13 protein-coding genes are annotated in these 16,968 nt (G+C 55.5%); 6 read left to right on the forward strand and 7 right to left on the reverse strand.

Annotated features, from left to right (window positions below; genetic code table 11):
• The first annotated feature begins 5 nt into the window (after positions 1 to 5).
• The 6 genes from CKQ53_RS00740 (at position 6) to CKQ53_RS00760 (ending at position 6,529) form a co-directional block, all read left to right on the forward strand.
• Positions 6 to 1,343: a cytochrome P450 gene (locus CKQ53_RS00740; RefSeq protein WP_094118367.1), complete on the forward strand. Its 1,338-nt coding sequence runs from the start codon at positions 6 to 8 to the stop codon at positions 1,341 to 1,343.
• 20 nt (positions 1,344 to 1,363) lie between these two features.
• Entirely contained in the window at positions 1,364 to 2,032 is a 669-nt protein-coding gene (locus CKQ53_RS00745; protein WP_094118368.1) for a GIN domain-containing protein, read from the forward strand.
• Between the two features lie 797 nt (positions 2,033 to 2,829).
• Positions 2,830 to 3,156 carry a sulfotransferase gene (locus tag CKQ53_RS18555; protein WP_208640020.1) on the forward strand — a complete coding sequence of 109 codons (327 nt, stop codon included), beginning with the start codon at positions 2,830 to 2,832 and terminating at the stop codon, positions 3,154 to 3,156.
• Positions 3,102 to 3,764, forward strand: a complete 663-nt coding sequence (locus CKQ53_RS00750; RefSeq protein WP_208640021.1) for a sulfotransferase family protein — start codon at positions 3,102 to 3,104, stop codon at positions 3,762 to 3,764. Before CKQ53_RS18555 ends, CKQ53_RS00750 begins: the two co-directional genes overlap by 55 nt.
• 24 nt (positions 3,765 to 3,788) lie before the next feature.
• Positions 3,789 to 5,087 carry an MFS transporter gene (locus CKQ53_RS00755; RefSeq protein ID WP_208640022.1) on the forward strand — a complete coding sequence of 433 codons (1,299 nt, stop codon included), beginning with the start codon at positions 3,789 to 3,791 and terminating at the stop codon, positions 5,085 to 5,087.
• A 35-nt stretch (positions 5,088 to 5,122) separates the two neighbouring features.
• Entirely contained in the window at positions 5,123 to 6,529 is a 1,407-nt protein-coding gene (locus tag CKQ53_RS00760) for a condensation domain-containing protein (RefSeq protein WP_094118370.1), read from the forward strand.
• A gap of 433 nt (positions 6,530 to 6,962) precedes the next feature.
• On the opposite strand, the gene CKQ53_RS00765 is transcribed toward CKQ53_RS00760, so the two are convergent.
• From CKQ53_RS00765 to CKQ53_RS00795, 7 genes are read right to left on the reverse strand one after another with little or no spacing between them, the layout of a single operon-like run.
• Complete coding sequence (locus tag CKQ53_RS00765) at positions 6,963 to 7,994, reverse strand: C45 family autoproteolytic acyltransferase/hydrolase (RefSeq protein WP_094118371.1); 1,032 nt, start codon at positions 7,992 to 7,994, stop codon at positions 6,963 to 6,965.
• Positions 7,991 to 8,605, reverse strand: coding sequence for a GNAT family N-acetyltransferase (locus CKQ53_RS00770; protein WP_094118372.1), 615 nt, complete (start codon positions 8,603 to 8,605; stop codon positions 7,991 to 7,993). Before CKQ53_RS00770 ends, CKQ53_RS00765 begins: the two co-directional genes overlap by 4 nt.
• 24 nt (positions 8,606 to 8,629) lie before the next feature.
• Positions 8,630 to 8,902 carry a hypothetical protein gene (locus CKQ53_RS00775; RefSeq protein WP_100053521.1) on the reverse strand — a complete coding sequence of 91 codons (273 nt, stop codon included), beginning with the start codon at positions 8,900 to 8,902 and terminating at the stop codon, positions 8,630 to 8,632.
• Between the two features lie 11 nt (positions 8,903 to 8,913).
• The gene (locus tag CKQ53_RS00780) at positions 8,914 to 10,410 is read right to left on the reverse strand and encodes an AMP-binding protein (RefSeq protein WP_094118374.1); all 1,497 of its coding nucleotides are present in this window, start codon (positions 10,408 to 10,410) and stop codon (positions 8,914 to 8,916) included.
• A complete protein-coding gene (locus CKQ53_RS00785; protein ID WP_094118375.1) occupies positions 10,407 to 13,661 on the reverse strand; it encodes a non-ribosomal peptide synthetase in 3,255 nt (1,084 codons plus the stop codon). The genes CKQ53_RS00780 and CKQ53_RS00785 overlap by 4 nt, the downstream gene beginning before the upstream one ends.
• Complete coding sequence (locus CKQ53_RS00790; RefSeq protein ID WP_244200981.1) at positions 13,658 to 15,859, reverse strand: class I tRNA ligase family protein; 2,202 nt, start codon at positions 15,857 to 15,859, stop codon at positions 13,658 to 13,660. Before CKQ53_RS00790 ends, CKQ53_RS00785 begins: the two co-directional genes overlap by 4 nt.
• Positions 15,860 to 15,882: 23 nt before the next feature.
• Positions 15,883 to 16,947, reverse strand: coding sequence for an NAD(P)/FAD-dependent oxidoreductase (locus tag CKQ53_RS00795; RefSeq protein ID WP_094118377.1), 1,065 nt, complete (start codon positions 16,945 to 16,947; stop codon positions 15,883 to 15,885).
• Positions 16,948 to 16,968: the final 21 nt, after the last annotated feature.

Genomic DNA, 16,968 nt, shown 5'->3' on the forward strand with positions numbered 1-16,968 from the left:
CAAACGTGATACGACCTTATACCGCCCTACCCACCGTTGACGTTGAGGAAAAGCGTCTACGTGCGATCGGCATTTTAAAGACGGTGGAGGAAGCGGTCGCCGCCAAGGGCGATGTGGTCCGGCTTCGATTCGTCAACAGCGCCGATTTGGTCGTGCTGGGCGGCGCCCGTCATGTGCGCTATTGGCAGCAAAATGACGATCTTTTCGGTAAGGACGTCATGACTCTTCCGTCCTCCGCGGCCGTTGGCCGCCTGCTGCTGGGAGATGCCCTCACGTTTGCTCAGGATGGCGATGAATGGCGGCAGCGCAGAAAACTCACCGTGCCGCGTGTCAATCCGAAATGCGCGTCGTTGCAGCAGTCTGTGACAGAAAGCGCGGACTGGCTCGTCAGCCAGTTCGCCACATCGGCGCCCGTGGCACTGCGCGATCTGACGCTTGAGTGGGCGGTGCGCGCGGTGATGCCGCCCTTTATCGGCCATCTCTGTTCGCGCCGGGAAGGCCAGCGCTTCGCCACGGAAACCCATCAGGCGTTCTACGCGCTGATCCAGAAAGCCGCTACCGTTGATCGAGAGACGTTGCTTCGCGATCCCATCCTGCTGAATTATCGTCAGCGCCTGCATACGCTAGTGGAAGCGAGCCTGCTCGGCATTGCCGACGAGCCGGATACGATGCTGGCACAGCTTTACCATGCCCTCGACGTCGCCCGCTACCCGGAGCGCAAAGCCTCGCTGGTGAATCAGGTGATGGGCAATTTGTCAGGCAGCATTGATAATCCGGCCACCAGCCTTCAATGGTGTCTGATCCATCTGGCCCGGCATCCCGACGTGCAGGCGCGGATCGCTCAGGAAACGCGCGCGCTGCCCCCCGACGAGATCAGCCTGCAAAAATGCCCGGTTACGCTGGCCGCCGTCAAAGAATCGCTGCGGCTGACGCCGGTCTCATCGCTGGTGGAACGGACGGTATTACAGGAGATTGAGATCGCGGGTTACCGCATCCCCACCGGCACCGCGATCCTGTTCTCCCCCTGGCTGGTGCATCATGACGCCCGCCTCTGGCCCGAACCGATGCAGTTCAATATCGATCGTTTTCTCCAGGGACCTATCCCGCCCTACCACTACTTTCCTTTTGGGACGGGTAAACGCCACTGCGTAGGGATGTCACTTTCGCTGCATCAGTTGGTGATAACACTGGCTCGACTCTCGCGACGCTGCCGATTCCAACTGGCCCCCGGAACGCGACCGGTGGATCTGCGCCCGGAATTTGGTCTCAGCCTCGCGCCGCGGGGCGATGTGTCCTTGACGGCCTCGCCTCTGGCGACCCCGCTTTCTCATGGTTCTTTTTAAATACGCGCTACGGAGGTCCTATGACCCGCTTAAACACTGTTTTTTCCCTCGCGTTGCTTTTTAGCGCCACCCTCAACGTCGCTTCTGCGGCCGACATTGAGAAACAGATAGCCCTGTCTTCTTTTGACGAACTGGAATTATCGAAAGGGCTTTCCGTCACACTCAAATGCGCGGATAAGCCTTATGCCGTGGCCATCGCATCTCAAAAGGTATTGGATCAATTGCAGGTCAATTCGGCGAGCAAGAAGCTAAGTTTGACGGGCGTGACCCGCGACATAGACGGATGGGATCTCTCAGACAATAAAACAGACCTGACGATTTTTACGGACAAACCCGTGCGGTCGATTAAAACCACCTTTGGCGTCAACCTGAAGGTTGATGCCTGCGCCCTCAGTACGGAGCAGGTGACGGTGGAGGGCAGCATGGGCTCCACGATAGCGTTGAGCGGCAACCTTCATCGTCTGGATGCCAAGCTGGCGATGGGCGCGAAACTGGTCAACGACACCCATGATCTGGTGGTCCAGTCAGCCCACATGAGCGTGGCGATGGGCGCGGAAGCGGACCTGTGCCGCGCGCGGGAAGTCTCGGGCAGCGCCGCGATGGGCGGACTCGTCTATATAGGGACAGATACGCACAACACATTGACCAGCGAGATGGGCGCGACGGTGCTGACCCGCGATTGCCAATAATCCCCCGCGATAGGCACGCGGCGCTCCCGTCCAGCGGAGGATACGGACACTGATGAGAGGCTGACGCAGACAATGAAGCCTCAAACTCTCCGTAGCGCTCTCCCTATCCGTGGAGCGCTATCGCGCTAAACCTTCGCCCATCCCCCACACTAAAACGGCATGATATTCGCCTTTTTATACATCATGCCGTTCATCCCCAGAATAAATTCCCCTGCTGAATTCGACAATCACGAATGATGGCCCGATATTCTCTTCGACGCCTGGGAGACCCGGTCACCCATAGCCATTAATTAAAATATAAATAATGACCCGACTTAGTTTCCCCGTGACATGAGACGCGAATTAACAATAAGACAAGGCGTATTTCATCTCTGTGGAGATAATATAAATTCACTCTCAATAAAAATAAAATCAACCTCATTATTTTCGCTTTATTTTTAGAAATAACTCTCGACAATACTGATTATTTCCGGATTAGCTGGATATCTATTGGCTATTTATTCCCTTCTCCAAACTCAAAAACACCTGATATCTCGTGCCCTTGCAGCAAGTTTTGTTATTTATTTTTCTCACATCATGAAAAATAAATAAATTCATTCAATCCAATGTTGATTATCAGAATAGCCAATGCTAATTATGTATTAAGCGTAAATATTCTCGTGGGGTGACATCATGTCACCCTAGTCCGTTTATTGCTTATGACTAGACAATATATGCCCCTTGTTTGCCTTCGCGGTCACGTTATTCGCAAGCGGGTGATGTTTATTTGAAATATTCTTCCATGGAAAGGAGGCAACATGTCGGGTCCATCCGCCGCCGTCACGTCTTGTGAACTCACGACCAACCCGGTGCTGCTGGGAGGGGAAAACCGCTCGGGCACCACGCTGCTCAGCGTCATTCTCGATTCACATCCGGACCTCGTGGTCGGCCCGGAGCTCGACTTCACGGAACCGGTCAATCTGGGGCCGCATATTCTGGCCGTTTGCGACTATTTGGATGCCAACGAACACCTGCTCGTTGGCGCTACGAAGGAAACGTTCGCCCCGAGTGGTACGACGGGGTGCATTTTGTGGTTCAGTGTGAACGCTTCGGTCTCGATCGTCATGAAGTCAGAGCACAGGTGAAGAGCCTGATGGCCAAGTGCGGACGGGATCTTTCCGCACTGGACGATCGCTGCCGTCTTATCGAGTCGATGGGAGAGCGTCGACGCCAACAAACGGGAACGCAGCGATGGGGGCTGAAACTACAGCGAAGAATCAAGGATATCGGCACCTATGCGGCAATCTGGCCTGAGGCCCGATTTATCCATATCGTGCGCGATGGGCGGGATCTGGCGGCCTCTCACCTCAAGACCGTTCCCGACTGGGGATACCAGACGATTGCCGAAGCCGCCAACGGCTGGCTCGAGATCGTCGCCCACGCGCGTCTCACCGCACCGGACTCACGTTATCTGGAAATCCGCTATGAAGATCTGGTGAACCATCCGCGCGAGACGATTGCGCAGATGCTGGATTTTCTGGGGCTGCCGTGGAATGAAGCGGTCATGCGCCATGCCGATCAGAACCATGCCCTGTTCGACAAACCCTGGGGCCATCCTTCCGCTGATACGGCGCGTCAACCGCTCTACCGGGGGCGGAATGGACGCTATTTGCAGGATCTCAGCCCAACGCAAATTGCTGAATTCGAGCACATCGCGGGTGCCGAACTAAAACGTCTGGGCTACGAGCTGTAAGCTCATCAACGATCCGTGGAGAGCATGGCGATGCAGGGTTTACAGGATGTCTCACAGCGGCTGCCACGCAGCTTCCACCTTCTTCTCACGGGCCAGTCGCTCTCTTTGGTGGGGACGCAGGTCACGCACCTCGCTCTCCCACTGACGGCGATCAACCTCAATCATGCCAGCCCGTTCGAAACCGGCGTTCTGCTTGCCTGTAGCAGAACGCCGTACCTGTTGCTCGGGCTGTTTGCCGGTCTGCTCGTCGACAGCTACTCGCACCGTCTGCTGCTGATGACGGCCAACATCATCATGGCGCTAACGCTGGCTAGCGTGCCGCTGGTTTTTTTTCTGTCCGGACAGGTCAGTATGTGGCACCTCTATACCGTCGCCACGCTGACCGGCGCCGCGATGGTGGTCGCCGACGTCACCTTTCTGGCCTGGGTACCCGCGCTGGTGCCTTACCTGCAACTGACAAAGGCGCAAAGCAGGCTGGAGCTCGGGCAATCCGCCGTCATGGTGATCGGCCTGCCGATCGCCGGATGGCTGATTGCCGCCACGTCGCCCGCCGTGGCGATACTGGCGGACTCCTTTTCCTTCCTGCTGATGTCGGCCCTGCTGCCCTTCGTCGCCACCGCGTCGGCGCGTCGGCGGCTTAGCGTCAGCACTGTCAGTGACGCCCCCACAGGCGGCGCGCTGGCGCGTATTTTGAAGGAGGCGGCCGAGGGCATCCGATTTTTGATTCAGACGCCGCCGCTGCGCGCGTCCACGTTCGCCACCGTCACGCTGATTTTCTTCTACAGCGCCTATTCCGCCGTTTTTATTCTCTATCTCTCCGACCAGTTGAAACTGACCTCGACCGAGATTGGCATCGTCACCAGCGTTGCCGCCATCGGCTGCGTCGTGGGCGCTCTGCTGGCCCGCCCGATAGCAAGAGTTCTGGGACTGGGCCGCACGCTGGTCGCGGCGATCCTCATCAGCGCCGTCGGCGCCATGCTCTGTCCGCTGCTGCCGAACATCCTCGTCGTCGGATTATCCCAATGCATCATGTGGATCGGCATACAGACCTACAACGTCCATCAGGTCCCCATCCGTTATGCGTTGGCGCCAGCAGAAATCCACGGACGGGTAAACGCCAGTATCCGTACGCTGGTCTGGGGCCTGGCGCCGTTAGGCGCGGTGGTCGGTGGCGCCTGCGGGATGCTGCTGGGAACGCGAACGACGCTGTTTGTGACGGGCGTGCTGATCGCCGCCGCCGCCGTGTGGATTGTCATGTCGCCGCTGTGGGCGGTGCGCGAACCTCAACTGGCCGCGCTCCGAAACGAAACCGCCCCCGCCTGAGCCTTTTCATCCTTCACCGATACAGGGAAACGTTCATGAAGTTCACTGATATAGCCTCACTTAATCTGCCTGCGGGACGCCTCACCGCCTGGCGCGTACACGGCCCTTCCGCCACCGACGCCCGCTGGGTCAAAGATTCTCGCCGGGCCTCCTGCCTTCAGGAAGCGAGCATCATGGGTGCGCTGGATGACAGAGACAACGGCTTGTCCACGGCGGCCTGGCTGGGATGCGCCTTCGATATGTCGGCCGACTTGAACGCTTCGGCCTTCATGACAGCTATCCGTCAATGGATTGACCGTCATGAAACCTTGCGCAGCCACCTGATCCCCGTCGGCCCCTCTCACGCCGACCGGCGGTTAACACGGATAACGCTGGAACCCGACGCTATTGAGATAACCCCCGGCGAGGCGGGCGATTTTACCGACGCGACAGCGTTGGCGAGCCATCTCGAGTCGCTGTTCGATGGTGAAGTCGGCCCCCTGCACTGGCCGGGCTATCTCTTTACCACCCTCAGTCATTCTGAAGCCACGACCGTCTGCCTCGCGGTGGATCACACGCTGATCGACGGCTATTCCCTTTTCCAGATCCCCGGCGAGATCCATACCTTGTACGCCGCCGCCCTGTCCGCATCGGATGAGAATCCCTCTCAGCCCGCCCTTCCCGGCGTCGCCAGCTATCTCGACTTCGCCGAGGCGGAACGAAAGGCGTCGGAGGCGCTTACCGCCAGCCATGAAGGCATTCTGCGCTGGAAGACCTTTGTGGCGGAGGGAGACGGTCGTCTGCCGCCGTTTCCTCTCCCTTTGGGCGCCGCGGGCGATGGTGTGACCGAGCAACCGAGCGGCCACGCCAGAGTGTTCGATAAAGAGGAGGCCAACACATTTGCACAGATTTGCCGGTCTGCCGGAGGCGACATTTTTTCCGGACTACTGGCCTGTCTGGCAAAGTCCGCCAGTGAACGCACAGGCCAGGACGCCTTTCGCACCATGGTCCCCTTCCAGACGCAGACCGCGCAGCGCCAGCCGTCGGTGGGCTGGTATGTTGGAATGGGACCGGTGGCTTTTCCAATCGATGTAAATCGCTCATTTGCGCAGACACTCCGTGCGGCGGCAGACGGACTGGTAGGCGTCAAAGCGTTGGCCCAGATACCCATGACCCGCGTGGCCGAGCTTCTCGACCAGCCTCTGCGCGATCCCTTTATGATCTCCTACATGGAGCTGCGGCGTATCGCAGGCGCGCGCGAGTGGAAGACGTGGCAGGTCAAAAGCTTCCGCAGCCGCAGCGTCGACCCTGACGAGGTGTGTCTATGGTATGTCCGCACGCATGAGGGTCTGTTCATCAACTATCGCCATCCCGCCACTCAGCAGGCCGCCGAGACCATCGCCGACTATCTCGCACGGACACAAGCGCTTCTGGCGTCGATTATCGCCACCGGCGATGGGTAAGGCGTCTCCTCTTTTTTGAGGGGAAACCTGTTTCTCAGGGATGAAACAGGCGCGGTCGGCAATAAAAAGTCGACCGCGGAGCTTAAGACTGGATGCGGGCATATCATAGGCTCTGTGGAAAAAGATCGCTTCGGGAGTGACGGTCCGTCGTTTATTGATTCAAACACAGAGCCTGTGCTTCCTGGCATTAGAAGCGCTCGCCTCTGCCAAGTCGGCGGCCGTCGGCCATGGTATGGAAGAGAAGCCCGGCAATCCGGTAGGAATCAACACTTAGCGGAGTCGTTCGAGCAGGCCGATCTCCGCCGAAGAGTCGCTTCGAGATCAAAAAGTTTTCGCGTCTGCCAATCGGAAACTCGCGCCATAACGAGATCATTCACGATTCCACTTCATCTTCATGGACTCCCCCTGAACAGGGTCCTCTAGCTGGATGGTATCAGTCCAGAGAGAAAAAGAGTGTGTCAGAAAGCGAAGGATTACCGGTACGCAACAGCATAGTCCCTTGCAGGGGCTGCAACACTACCGCCGCCACAGTGCGCTCACGCCTGATATCACCGCTGTCCGCCACACAAACCGGCGGCGTACTGAAAAGATCAAAGCACATGTCAGGCCTGATCGCCGGCTGTTGCAGAAACTCTCTGGTCTGATCCAGCCGCAGTTGAGAGGAGTTTCGGGCGAAGATATTGATCTCATCCTGTGGGATAAAGTCCGCGTGCAGAAAATGATTCGTGTGCGCAGTCACCGTGCCTTGCTCTGCTACACGCAGCTTATTATCAAGGCTTTCCACACAAACCGCCCGCCGACCATCGCAAAAGGTAAAAGATCGCGAGCTGGATAAGGGCAGTGTTGCAAGAGTTTCGAGAGCCTCGTCAACGCTGGCGCAGTTGTCCAGCAGATGACGGACGGCTAGATAAGGCGGAATACCTTCCTGCCATTTCCCCCCCAGCACCATATTCAGCCCGATGGCGAGGCCCGCGCTGTTCACCCCGAGGTAACCCAACAGCCCGGCAAAACTCAGCACCAATGAACGTCGCTGTGGGGTGATTATGTGCAGAACGCGAATAAAATCATCCAGATTGCCGTTAAGATCGACAGTTTGCGCCAGCAGAGGTTCGCCTTTGTGCGACGCCAGAGTCGAGCAATCGCCGCCGGTATTGATACGGTTATAACCCAAGATTTCCCGTCGAAGTTGCAACAGCCAGGCGAGATCGCTAGGAATGCCCGCTCCGATCGACAACCCATTAATTTCTTCGGAAATATCAGGGAGCCAATGGCTCACCATCGCTCGGTAAGCAGCGATTTTTTCACGGAGGCAGTCCAGCGATATTGGGCGGTCACTCAGGGGTTGTAGGCGGCATAGCCCTTCATTAACAAACTGCCGCAGCGCGTCGCAACAGCGTTCACCGTGTTGAATGCCCCGTGACAGGGCATCTCCTTCCAGATGAATAATGAGATTGTCGCGACTCATTCTGCTTTCGTCTCTTGGGAGGCGGACTGAGCAGCCTGCAACATAGCTTTAACGTCGGGCCATTCATGCGCCAATACACTGTAAAAGATCGCGTCACGGCGGCGATTGTCCGGCATAAAGTTAAAGCTACGCAGCGTTCCTTCTTCCGTGGCACCAATGTTGCGAAGCCCGGCACGAGCACGGGTATTCAGCACATCCGTTTTGAACTCCACTCGGATGGCCTTCAGCGTTTCGAACGCATGGCACAACAGCAGATATTTCGCGTGACGGTTGATGCCAGTACCGCGAAAGGCTTGCCCCAACCACGACCAGCCGATCTCCAACCGAGCCTCCTGCTCCGCCATCGAGCCAATGCTCATACTTCCGGCAACCTGCCCGGAAAGTTTGTCGATGATGGTGAACACCGCTCGGCTGCCGGACGCCTGATCGCGTAACATGGCATCAAAAAACGTCGAAAACTGCGCATCCGTATCGACGCGGAACACAAAGTATTGCCAAATCTGGCTGTCACGCGCCAATTCGCGCATGGCTTGACGATCGCTTTCCTGTACTGCTCTTAGTAGTACTCGGTCATTTTCCAGCGTTGCTGTAGCGTTCTGATTCCAGCTCATTTTTTCTGCCCTCTCTCGGTGGGTTTATACAGCAATGTATTTGCTCAAAATCTGAGTAACATCGGCCAGGCTATTCATCCTGGCGAGGTCATCTTCGGTCAGAAAAGCCAGACTGATGTTCATCTCATGACAGAGTGACGTAATAAATAAGATCTTGTTCAATGAGGTGAGTCCGTAGGCATCGCGCATATTCAGCGAAGCGTCTATCTGTTCAGCCGCTAACGGTGTCGTCAACGTGGCAGAGAGGCTTTTACGGGCAGCAGGTTCCAGCGCAGCAAAGGCGGTTTCAGCGTTCATAGACAGTTTCCTTAAACAGAGGTGATGAGTTGTTGCTGGTAACGCTCAAAAATTATTTTACGCAACGGCTTGAACTGTGATGACAGCAGGCCGTTTTCAATGGTGAACGGCTGTTCAGCAATAATGTAACGGGCGACATATTCATCTTTTTCTGCCGCCGTATTGGCTTTCTTTACTCCATCGTCGATGCCGGCAGCATCGGCAACGACACTAACCGGCGAGATCACTGCCACCAGCTCAGTTTGCTTCGGGCTGAAAATCACACACTCCGCAATCAAATCACAGTTTTTCAGACGCGTTTCAATGGGATGTACATCGATCTTTTTGCCGTTACCCAGCACGATGACATTGTCAGCTCGTCCCCGGATATAGAGAAAGCCCTCTTCATCGACATAGCCCAAATCCCCGGTACGCACTCCGCCGTCGGCAGTGAACATTTTTTCCGACGCACCCGGATCCGCATAGAGATAGTGGGTGTTGACCGGGTAGCGGCTGTATACAATGATCGCGCCTTCCGTATCTATCTCCACCCGCTTATCTGACAGTACTTGCCCTACACTGCCGGGGCGGCTAGCGGCCGGGTGATTCTTGCTTACGATGCAGGTCTCGTTCATGCCATAGCCTTCGAACAATGGCAGCCCAATCTGATGAAACAGTCGCACTGTCGCAGGATCAGCCGGTGCGGATCCGGTCCACAAATAGCGGATCTTATTACCAAACAGACGCTGGCCTTGCGTCGTCATCGTTGCCACATCACCGTCCGCCTTCTCGATATGACGCCGAGCGGCATCAAAGACCGCTGGAACCCCCATCACCACGGTCGGGTTAAGCTGTGGCATAACGAAAAACGCCGCCTGATAGTTGGTTAGAATTATGTCGTGTCCAAATTTTAACGCGGAATAAATCCAGTAACGCTGTTGCAACAAGGACAGAGGCAGAAACACCAACAGGCTATCTTGTGGACCATGAGTAAACAGGGTTTGCACATCGCGCAAAGAAGAATCGATACTGCCAACAGTGGCAGCCAGCCCTTTTGGCACGCCGGTGGAGCCAGAGGTGAATTTGACCGTTGTGGTTTCATCAGCGGCATAGCTGACCGGCGGTAATGTGGAGGGGTGTTGCGTGAGAAAAACATGAATTTCATCAATATAGCGGAGACTAGCTATCTCGTGATTATGCGGCTTATCGGTGAAAAGCCATTTCAGTTGATAGCGTTGGACCAACGCTTCCGTCGCCTCAAATTTGCCCGGGTCAAACCCTGCGGTACGTACTTTGATACGCAGCGCCGCCAGGTCGAGCAACACCCATTCAAGGCAGTTATCTGCCAGAATACCTATCGTATCTCCGGCACGAACCCCTTGTGCCAGCAGGCCATTCGCCACCTGCCCTACCTTGTCGTAAAGCGCCGTCAGCGGGATGGTTTTGCGCTCGCTGAGGGTGGCGATAATTAGGTTTCCATCCGGCGAAGGCGGATGATTAACGATGTCATTAATCAGGGATGCACTCATTCGCTCGTTCCTCGTGTCGCGATATGTGCAGCCATGCTCTGCACGGTATTAAACTGATACATAGACTCCAGCGGTAGCGCCACGCCAAAGGTTTTACGCACAATAGTAAGAATGCGCAGCGCGCTCAGCGAATTACCGCCAACGCTGAAAAAATCGTGGGTACGGTTGAGCTGCCTGACTGGTAGAACAGACTGCCAGATGCTCTGCAACTGGTCTTCAATAGCACCATTTTCCTCGCTCCGTGCTTCTGGCTGCGCGACCGTATCGCTCAATGCCAGCTGGCTAAGTGCTTTGCGATCCACTTTCAGATTGCGATTCAATGGCAGCGCTTGATGCCAGCAAAAACGAGACGGGATCATGTAATTCGGCAGATGCTGGTTGAGCGTCTGGCGTATCCGCTCCGGATTCAAACCCGCTTCGTCACCGACCAGATGTGCTACCAACATATCGCCGTTGGCACTTTTCACCGCCACCACAGCCGCCTCGTTAATCCCCGAAAGCGCTGCCAACGCGGCTTCGACGTCACCAGCCTCAATGCGGTAACCATTAACCTTGATCTGCAAATCCACCCGCCCAAGGATCTCAATGTTGCCGTCAGGCAGATAACGTCCTAGATCGCCGGTGCGGAAGCTACGAGACCGAGTTTCCGGACTCTCAAGGTAACGCTCGCGGGTTCGCGGCTCATCACGCCAGTACCCCGGAGTAATTCCCATACCGCTGGCCAGGATCTCCCCTGCTACCCAGTCTGGGCAGAGCGTTCCGTCAGGATGGCAAATCAGGCTTTGGTTATTAGCGTTGGGACGACCGTAGGGAATTACTTGAGCTGCACAATTCTCAGCGCTAATCGGATGGCAGATATTCCAGATGGTGGTTTCGGTAGGACCGCCGAGCGACCACTGACGGATCGCGGGCTGTTTCGCCAAGATCGCCGCAGGAAGGTTCGGAGGAATACGGTCGCCGCTCATCATCAGAAGACGCAACGATGACGGCATCGCATCGCCGTGATCGTGCATCATCCGCACAATGGCTGGCACCGAATTCCACACGCTAACCCGGTATTGAGCACACAGCTGCGCCCAATGTTCAGTATCGCCGCTTTTATCCGCATCAGGGATCACTAGCGCCGCACCCACCGACAGGGCACCGAAAAGATCCCACACAGAGAGATCGAAATTTAAGGCACTGATGGCAAAAAAGCGATCTTCCGGTGTGATGTCAAAACGACGCTGGCAGTCATCCACCACATTGATCACATTGCGGTGCGTCACCATCACTCCTTTTGGCTGTCCGGTGGTGCCAGACGTATACAGCACGTAGGCCAGATCATCTGGTGTGGCCTCCGCATCACACGGCATCAGTGTCCAGGTTCCCGGCTGAGGACGGCGTAGATCGAACTGCGGCAGGCCGCAGTCTATATCGACATTCGTCAACACCAGTCTCACTTCACCATCTTGCAACATATAATCGCGGCGAGCAGCGGGCAAGTGGGCGTCGATAGGCAAATAAGCTGCCCCTGCCAACACTATGGCCAGGATACCAATGACATGTTCCGGCGATCGTTCTACCACCAGCCCCACCAGCGTATTGCGTTGCACGCCCTGTGATTTCAGCCACTGCACAACTTCAGCTACGCGATTGTAGAGCTCGCCGTAGCTTAACTGGCGGTCCAGCGTGCAAAGCGCCTGTGCGGCGGGCTGCTGTCGTGCACGGAGGACAAAATCATCCCCCAGCATACGCGGCGTCACTGCCGACTGAGTTGCGTTAACCGCTTCACGTCGCTGACGCTGATCGTCCGGTAGTAGGTCAAACTGCGACTGGTGCCAACTTTTCGCCTGGCAAAGCAGACTGATCATCCGCTGATAACCTGCCGCCAGTGCCGTAAAGAAGCCCTCAGGGAAGCTTTCCTCAACACCATCCAGCCGGATAATTAACTTGTCATGCTGTTCAAAAACGAAGACATCTATCAGTACTTGCGGCGTTTGACTAAGGGTAAAAACTTCCTCACCAAACAGCTCCAGCGCATCTCCGTTTACCCCTTCCAGCGCGCCCAACGTGCAGTTAAACGTGTAGGGCGTTCGGGCGGCCGCCAGCCCGCGTTGACGGGCTAACTCCTGCATCACCTCAATGCCGGAAAAATGGCGATGGTCCACATCCTGATGCAGGCGATGTTGTAGTGCGCTCGCTCGCTCGGAGAAAGTCAGTTGTGCATCGCGCATCACTTCCACCAACAGCGGAGCGGAGAAAGGCCCAATGGAGCGAAACGCCTGTGGGTGGATAGGACGGCGTTCTGAAACGGTAACATTCAGGGTGAAGTGATCCTGAGCCCCCCAGTAGTGGAGGGTCTCGGACCATGCGGTCATCAGCACAGCAGCGGGTGTCAGCTGATGCGCATGAATTTGTATCTTTAACGCTTGCCAGGGACCGGCTTCCAGCGACACTACCCGCTGGCTGAAACGTGATGTCAGATCGCTCGGCTTCGTGGTCTGCGGCAAATTGGGCGCAGGCGGCAGCATAGGGATGCGGGCCAGCCAGTAATCGCGTGAACGCTGCCAGGCGGGCTTCCCACGCTCATTTTGCAGAGCATCAATATGGTCGTTAAATGTCAAGTAACCGACCGCGTCCTCCTCCCCCTGATAATAGCGATACCAGTGATGGAACAGCAGAAACATGCTGATACCGTCAACAATCATACCGTCGTGATTGATGAACAGTACCATCCGATCATCGGCGAGCAGCGCAACATTTACCTGCAACAGCGCGCCTTCTGTCGACAACATCAGATGGGATTTCTCGTCACGTAGACACGCCCGTGTCCGCTGTCGCTGTTCCTCCGGTAACCCACGCAAATCGTGGCGGATAATCACGGGGACGTCATCACTGATAAACTGGGCATTGTCGTCTAAGATGCGTAGGCGCAGCGCAGAATGCGCCGCCACCACTTGCTGAAGCGCCTGTTCCAACCGCGCAACGTCCCAACATCCTTCGATTTCATGGCAGACTTGATTCGCCACTCCGCCACCGTCAAAAAGCCGTGAACGTCCGCGGTAATAGGCTTGCTGTAATGGCGTCAGTGAGAAACTGTCCGCACGCTGTTGCAGCCATCCCAACAGCGCTGCCTTATTTTCGCGCAGCGCCGCCACCAAAGACGGCGTAATATTTTGCGTGGCGCCTTCCAGTTTCAGATTACCGTCTAGCTGGCTGATTTTCAGACCAGCCTCTTCAACTTGCTTTAACAGTTCTGCTGGGGTCATTCGGTGACTCCCTTCGCTGCACTGCTCTGCTGACGCGCAGCCTCATCCGCGACTTTGCCTAACGGCTGGTTAAGCAATAAGTCCAACGGGATATCCGCCTGCATCTCGTTTAGCAAATAATATTGCAACGTGACCGCCATCAGTGAGGTGGCCCCCAACTCTGACAGTCGCTGTGAAGGTTGGGGGTTGACGTTGGGCAACAGCGTCGTTAATTTCCCGGCCAGCCAGGCCCAGTGAGGCGTATCCAGCGATGCGTCAGGATCGCTAAAGAAATTGATTTGATGCAGGGTAATTGCGTTGCCCGGCGTAACAATCTCCGCCTGCTGCGGCCAGTCATCCGCTACCGGATTACCCAATGCCGCCGCCAGATGGCCAGAAAAACGCGGCATCAGCGGTTGAGCAATGCGTGAAAGTAGCTGCGCCGCCGCCAATTCCAGCGCCAGCGAGGTACGATATTCGTCTTTCCAGTCAGGGATGGCCGCCAGTTGCTGCTGGGATTGCGAAAAGATCAGGGTATCCTGTACCAGCAATTTCAGCTGTTGCGCCGCACGGCGCAGTGAAAAACCATCACTGTTCAGCGCGTTCTTCATGCATTGCAGATGACCGTTAAGCTGTGCCCAGAACGCGACCTGCTCTTTGGTCCAGATCCCGGCATCTGGCGCCTGCCCCGCAAAAAGGCGGGCAGTACGTTGACCAAGCTCGTGCAACCAGCCTTGCCATTCGCCAATTAAGGTCTGACGTAGCTCCGTCAGGTAGGCCGCGAGTTGGAAATTGGTGCGCTCCTGCTCCGGGCGAGTCAGACAGAGATAAAAACGTACCGCATCAACGCTTTCCGGAGTGAGGATCTCTTTGCCCCAGACTGCATGGCGGCGACTGGTAGAGAATTTTTTACCGTCAAGCAGATAGAATTCATTGTGATGATAATCGATATCCGGTTGCCATTCTGGGTAAGCCAGCCGATATAGCACGGGGTAAAGAATGCTGTGATAAAAGCTGTTGTCATAGCCAAAAAAGTGAATAATTTTCCAGTTGGAATCAGGTTGGTCCGCTTTCCACGGCTGGCTAACTTTTTTTCCTAACTGTTCAATATCCCACAAAAATCCGTAGCTCATCTCTGGCCATACCCAGATAACCTGACCTTCACCTTCCACCTCAGCAGGAGTAATCCCCCAATCTGATAGATGAGAGAGCGGCACATCCAGTGAATCACGGCTGAAAACCCGCTGCGCCAGCTCGCGCATTCTTGCGGGTACCCGGCCTACTTTGTGGTGCGCTTTGACTGTTTCGGCAAACTGATGTAGCGGCAGCATATAACGCTTAACCATGGCCTTCAGCGGCGGAAGCTGGCTGGCTTTGCTGACGGGCATGTCGAGGTCAGTCACCACATTTGGCTCACCACACTCCTCACAGATGTTGCCGTTAGTGGCATGACCGCAGCCCGGACAGGCACCGGCGACATCCACTTCATACAGATAGTGCCCGCTGTCCTTATCGCACAGTGCTGGCGCTTCTCGCATTTGGACCTGACCACTCGCCACCAGCCGACTGAAAAAGCGCTGCGCACCTTCGGCATAGCCGTCCGCATCGTTAGTCATCGTGTAGTGATCAAGTTCGATATCCATCATGCTCAGCGTCTGGCGGATCTCCTGGGAGTAATGACGCGCCACTTCCGCTGGAGTTGAGCCTTCGCGATTGGCCAGCGCCGCGACATAACTTTGGAAATCGTCGGAACCTGTCATGTGCCACGCCGGATGACCCAACAGTCGCTGGTAGCGCACATAGACATCCGCGCCAAGGTAAGGGCCAGAAAGATGTCCAAGATGCAAATCCCCGTTCGGCGTTGGTGGCGTCGAGAATACAAACTGTGGGCGTGCCGGGTTCTGGCGCTCTTGTGACGATGCAGAACGTGCTGAACTGGCGGCATCACGGCGATATTGCAAAAAGAAAATCAGATCTACCTCGCCGGTGTTTTCCAACACATGGGATTCAAAGGGCGCAAATTGCGCCACACTACCGGCTTTCACTGCATGAACATGGCTGTCAACCAGTAAGGTGCCTTCGCCGCTGACGATAACGAACATCTCTGTTTCATCGTGCTGATGGCTAGCGGAGCGCTCGCCTGGCGCAACCTTGCCCAAGCCTGCCGGAAAATCAAGCCCGTCAAGATGACTGATATCAATGTCAAACATCTGGGCCATATCTGCATTTTCTAAATGATGGATCACCATATTTTTTTCTCCAGTCCTGACAGATGTGGAATTAATTTGATCACTTCAGCGGCGATCGCTGGCGCCAGACGGTAGCCGGAACCATTGCAGCCTGCGGCGTAGATCACACCGTCATCTGCACGAATCACTGTCGGTTCACTGCCGGGGCTATAGGCGTCACAAAATACCCGACCATCGTGAATCTGTTCGGCTAGCGCCGGGGCATATTTCGCGAGGGTTTCGCGCGCGTTAGCGAGGTCGGCTGGAGTGAGTGAGCCGACAGATTCCGGGTCAACATCCCACTCTTTGCAGGTGTAACTGAACAGCCACTGTTTACGGTGATGGCACGGAAGCAAAAAGGCGTCTTCTTTATCAAAGACGACAAGCGGTGCCTGCATTGTCGGCTTGACGTTGATATGCGCAGCAACAATCTTTTTTATCCGCAGGCCTCTGGAGGAAAGGGTTTCACCGTTCAGGGGATGGTTAATCCACGGGCCAGGCACAATAATTGCCTGACGCGCCTGAATATCCACCCCGGAACGTAAGGACAGCCGATAGCACGGCCCTTCTCGCCTCAGTGCCTCTACTTCAGTCCCTTCGAGATAATCAATTTTGTCGCGCAGTTTTTCCATATAATAATTAACCAGCGCAAACACATTGGCATAATTTGCCCCGCCGCCTTTTAATACGCGCAAGTCATTACCAGCTGCCGCATTTAAATCAATCAGATCACTAATGCAATTTATCCTCTGATGAAACCCCACACTCGGAAGATATTTTCCCTCTACGCTTGGGATATTGCGACTTTCCGTTATTAATTCCATCGCAAGCGGATATATCGGCGCACAGTCGTTTATTAACCGCTGATAATAATCATGGCTGTATTCCGACATCTGTCTCACTCTTTCACTACCGCCACGTGGAAAATGCACACCTGCGGAATAAAAAGAGGCACCAGAACCGGAAAGGTTTTTATCAATAATCGCAAGTTTTAAATTAGGGTGATTATTTATCAGTTCTCTGGCGATGGTAGACCCAAGAATGCCCCCACCGACAAGCGCGATGTCATATTTCAGCATAATGTTTCGTTCCTAGAAAAA

Origin of the sequence: Lonsdalea britannica (assembly GCF_003515985.1) — a bacterium.
Taxonomy (GTDB): Bacteria; Pseudomonadota; Gammaproteobacteria; order Enterobacterales; family Enterobacteriaceae; genus Lonsdalea; species Lonsdalea britannica.

Bases quoted from the DNA above. Each gene is read 5' to 3' on its own strand.
- CKQ53_RS00765 (WP_094118371.1), bottom strand. From the start codon at position 7,994: ATGAGTCGCGACAATCTCATTATTCATCTGGAAGGAGATGCCCTGTCA.
- CKQ53_RS00775 (WP_100053521.1), bottom strand. From the start codon at position 8,902: ATGAACGCTGAAACCGCCTTTGCTGCGCTGGAACCTGCTGCCCGTAAA.
- CKQ53_RS00770 (WP_094118372.1), bottom strand. From the start codon at position 8,605: ATGAGCTGGAATCAGAACGCTACAGCAACGCTGGAAAATGACCGAGTA.
- CKQ53_RS00780 (WP_094118374.1), bottom strand. From the start codon at position 10,410: ATGAGTGCATCCCTGATTAATGACATCGTTAATCATCCGCCTTCGCCG.
- CKQ53_RS00785 (WP_094118375.1), bottom strand. From the start codon at position 13,661: ATGACCCCAGCAGAACTGTTAAAGCAAGTTGAAGAGGCTGGTCTGAAA.
- CKQ53_RS00760 (WP_094118370.1), top strand. From the start codon at position 5,123: ATGAAGTTCACTGATATAGCCTCACTTAATCTGCCTGCGGGACGCCTC.
- CKQ53_RS00745 (WP_094118368.1), top strand. From the start codon at position 1,364: ATGACCCGCTTAAACACTGTTTTTTCCCTCGCGTTGCTTTTTAGCGCC.
- CKQ53_RS00790 (WP_244200981.1), bottom strand. From the start codon at position 15,859: ATGGCCCAGATGTTTGACATTGATATCAGTCATCTTGACGGGCTTGAT.
- CKQ53_RS00795 (WP_094118377.1), bottom strand. From the start codon at position 16,947: ATGCTGAAATATGACATCGCGCTTGTCGGTGGGGGCATTCTTGGGTCT.
- CKQ53_RS18555 (WP_208640020.1), top strand. From the start codon at position 2,830: ATGTCGGGTCCATCCGCCGCCGTCACGTCTTGTGAACTCACGACCAAC.
- CKQ53_RS00755 (WP_208640022.1), top strand. From the start codon at position 3,789: ATGGCGATGCAGGGTTTACAGGATGTCTCACAGCGGCTGCCACGCAGC.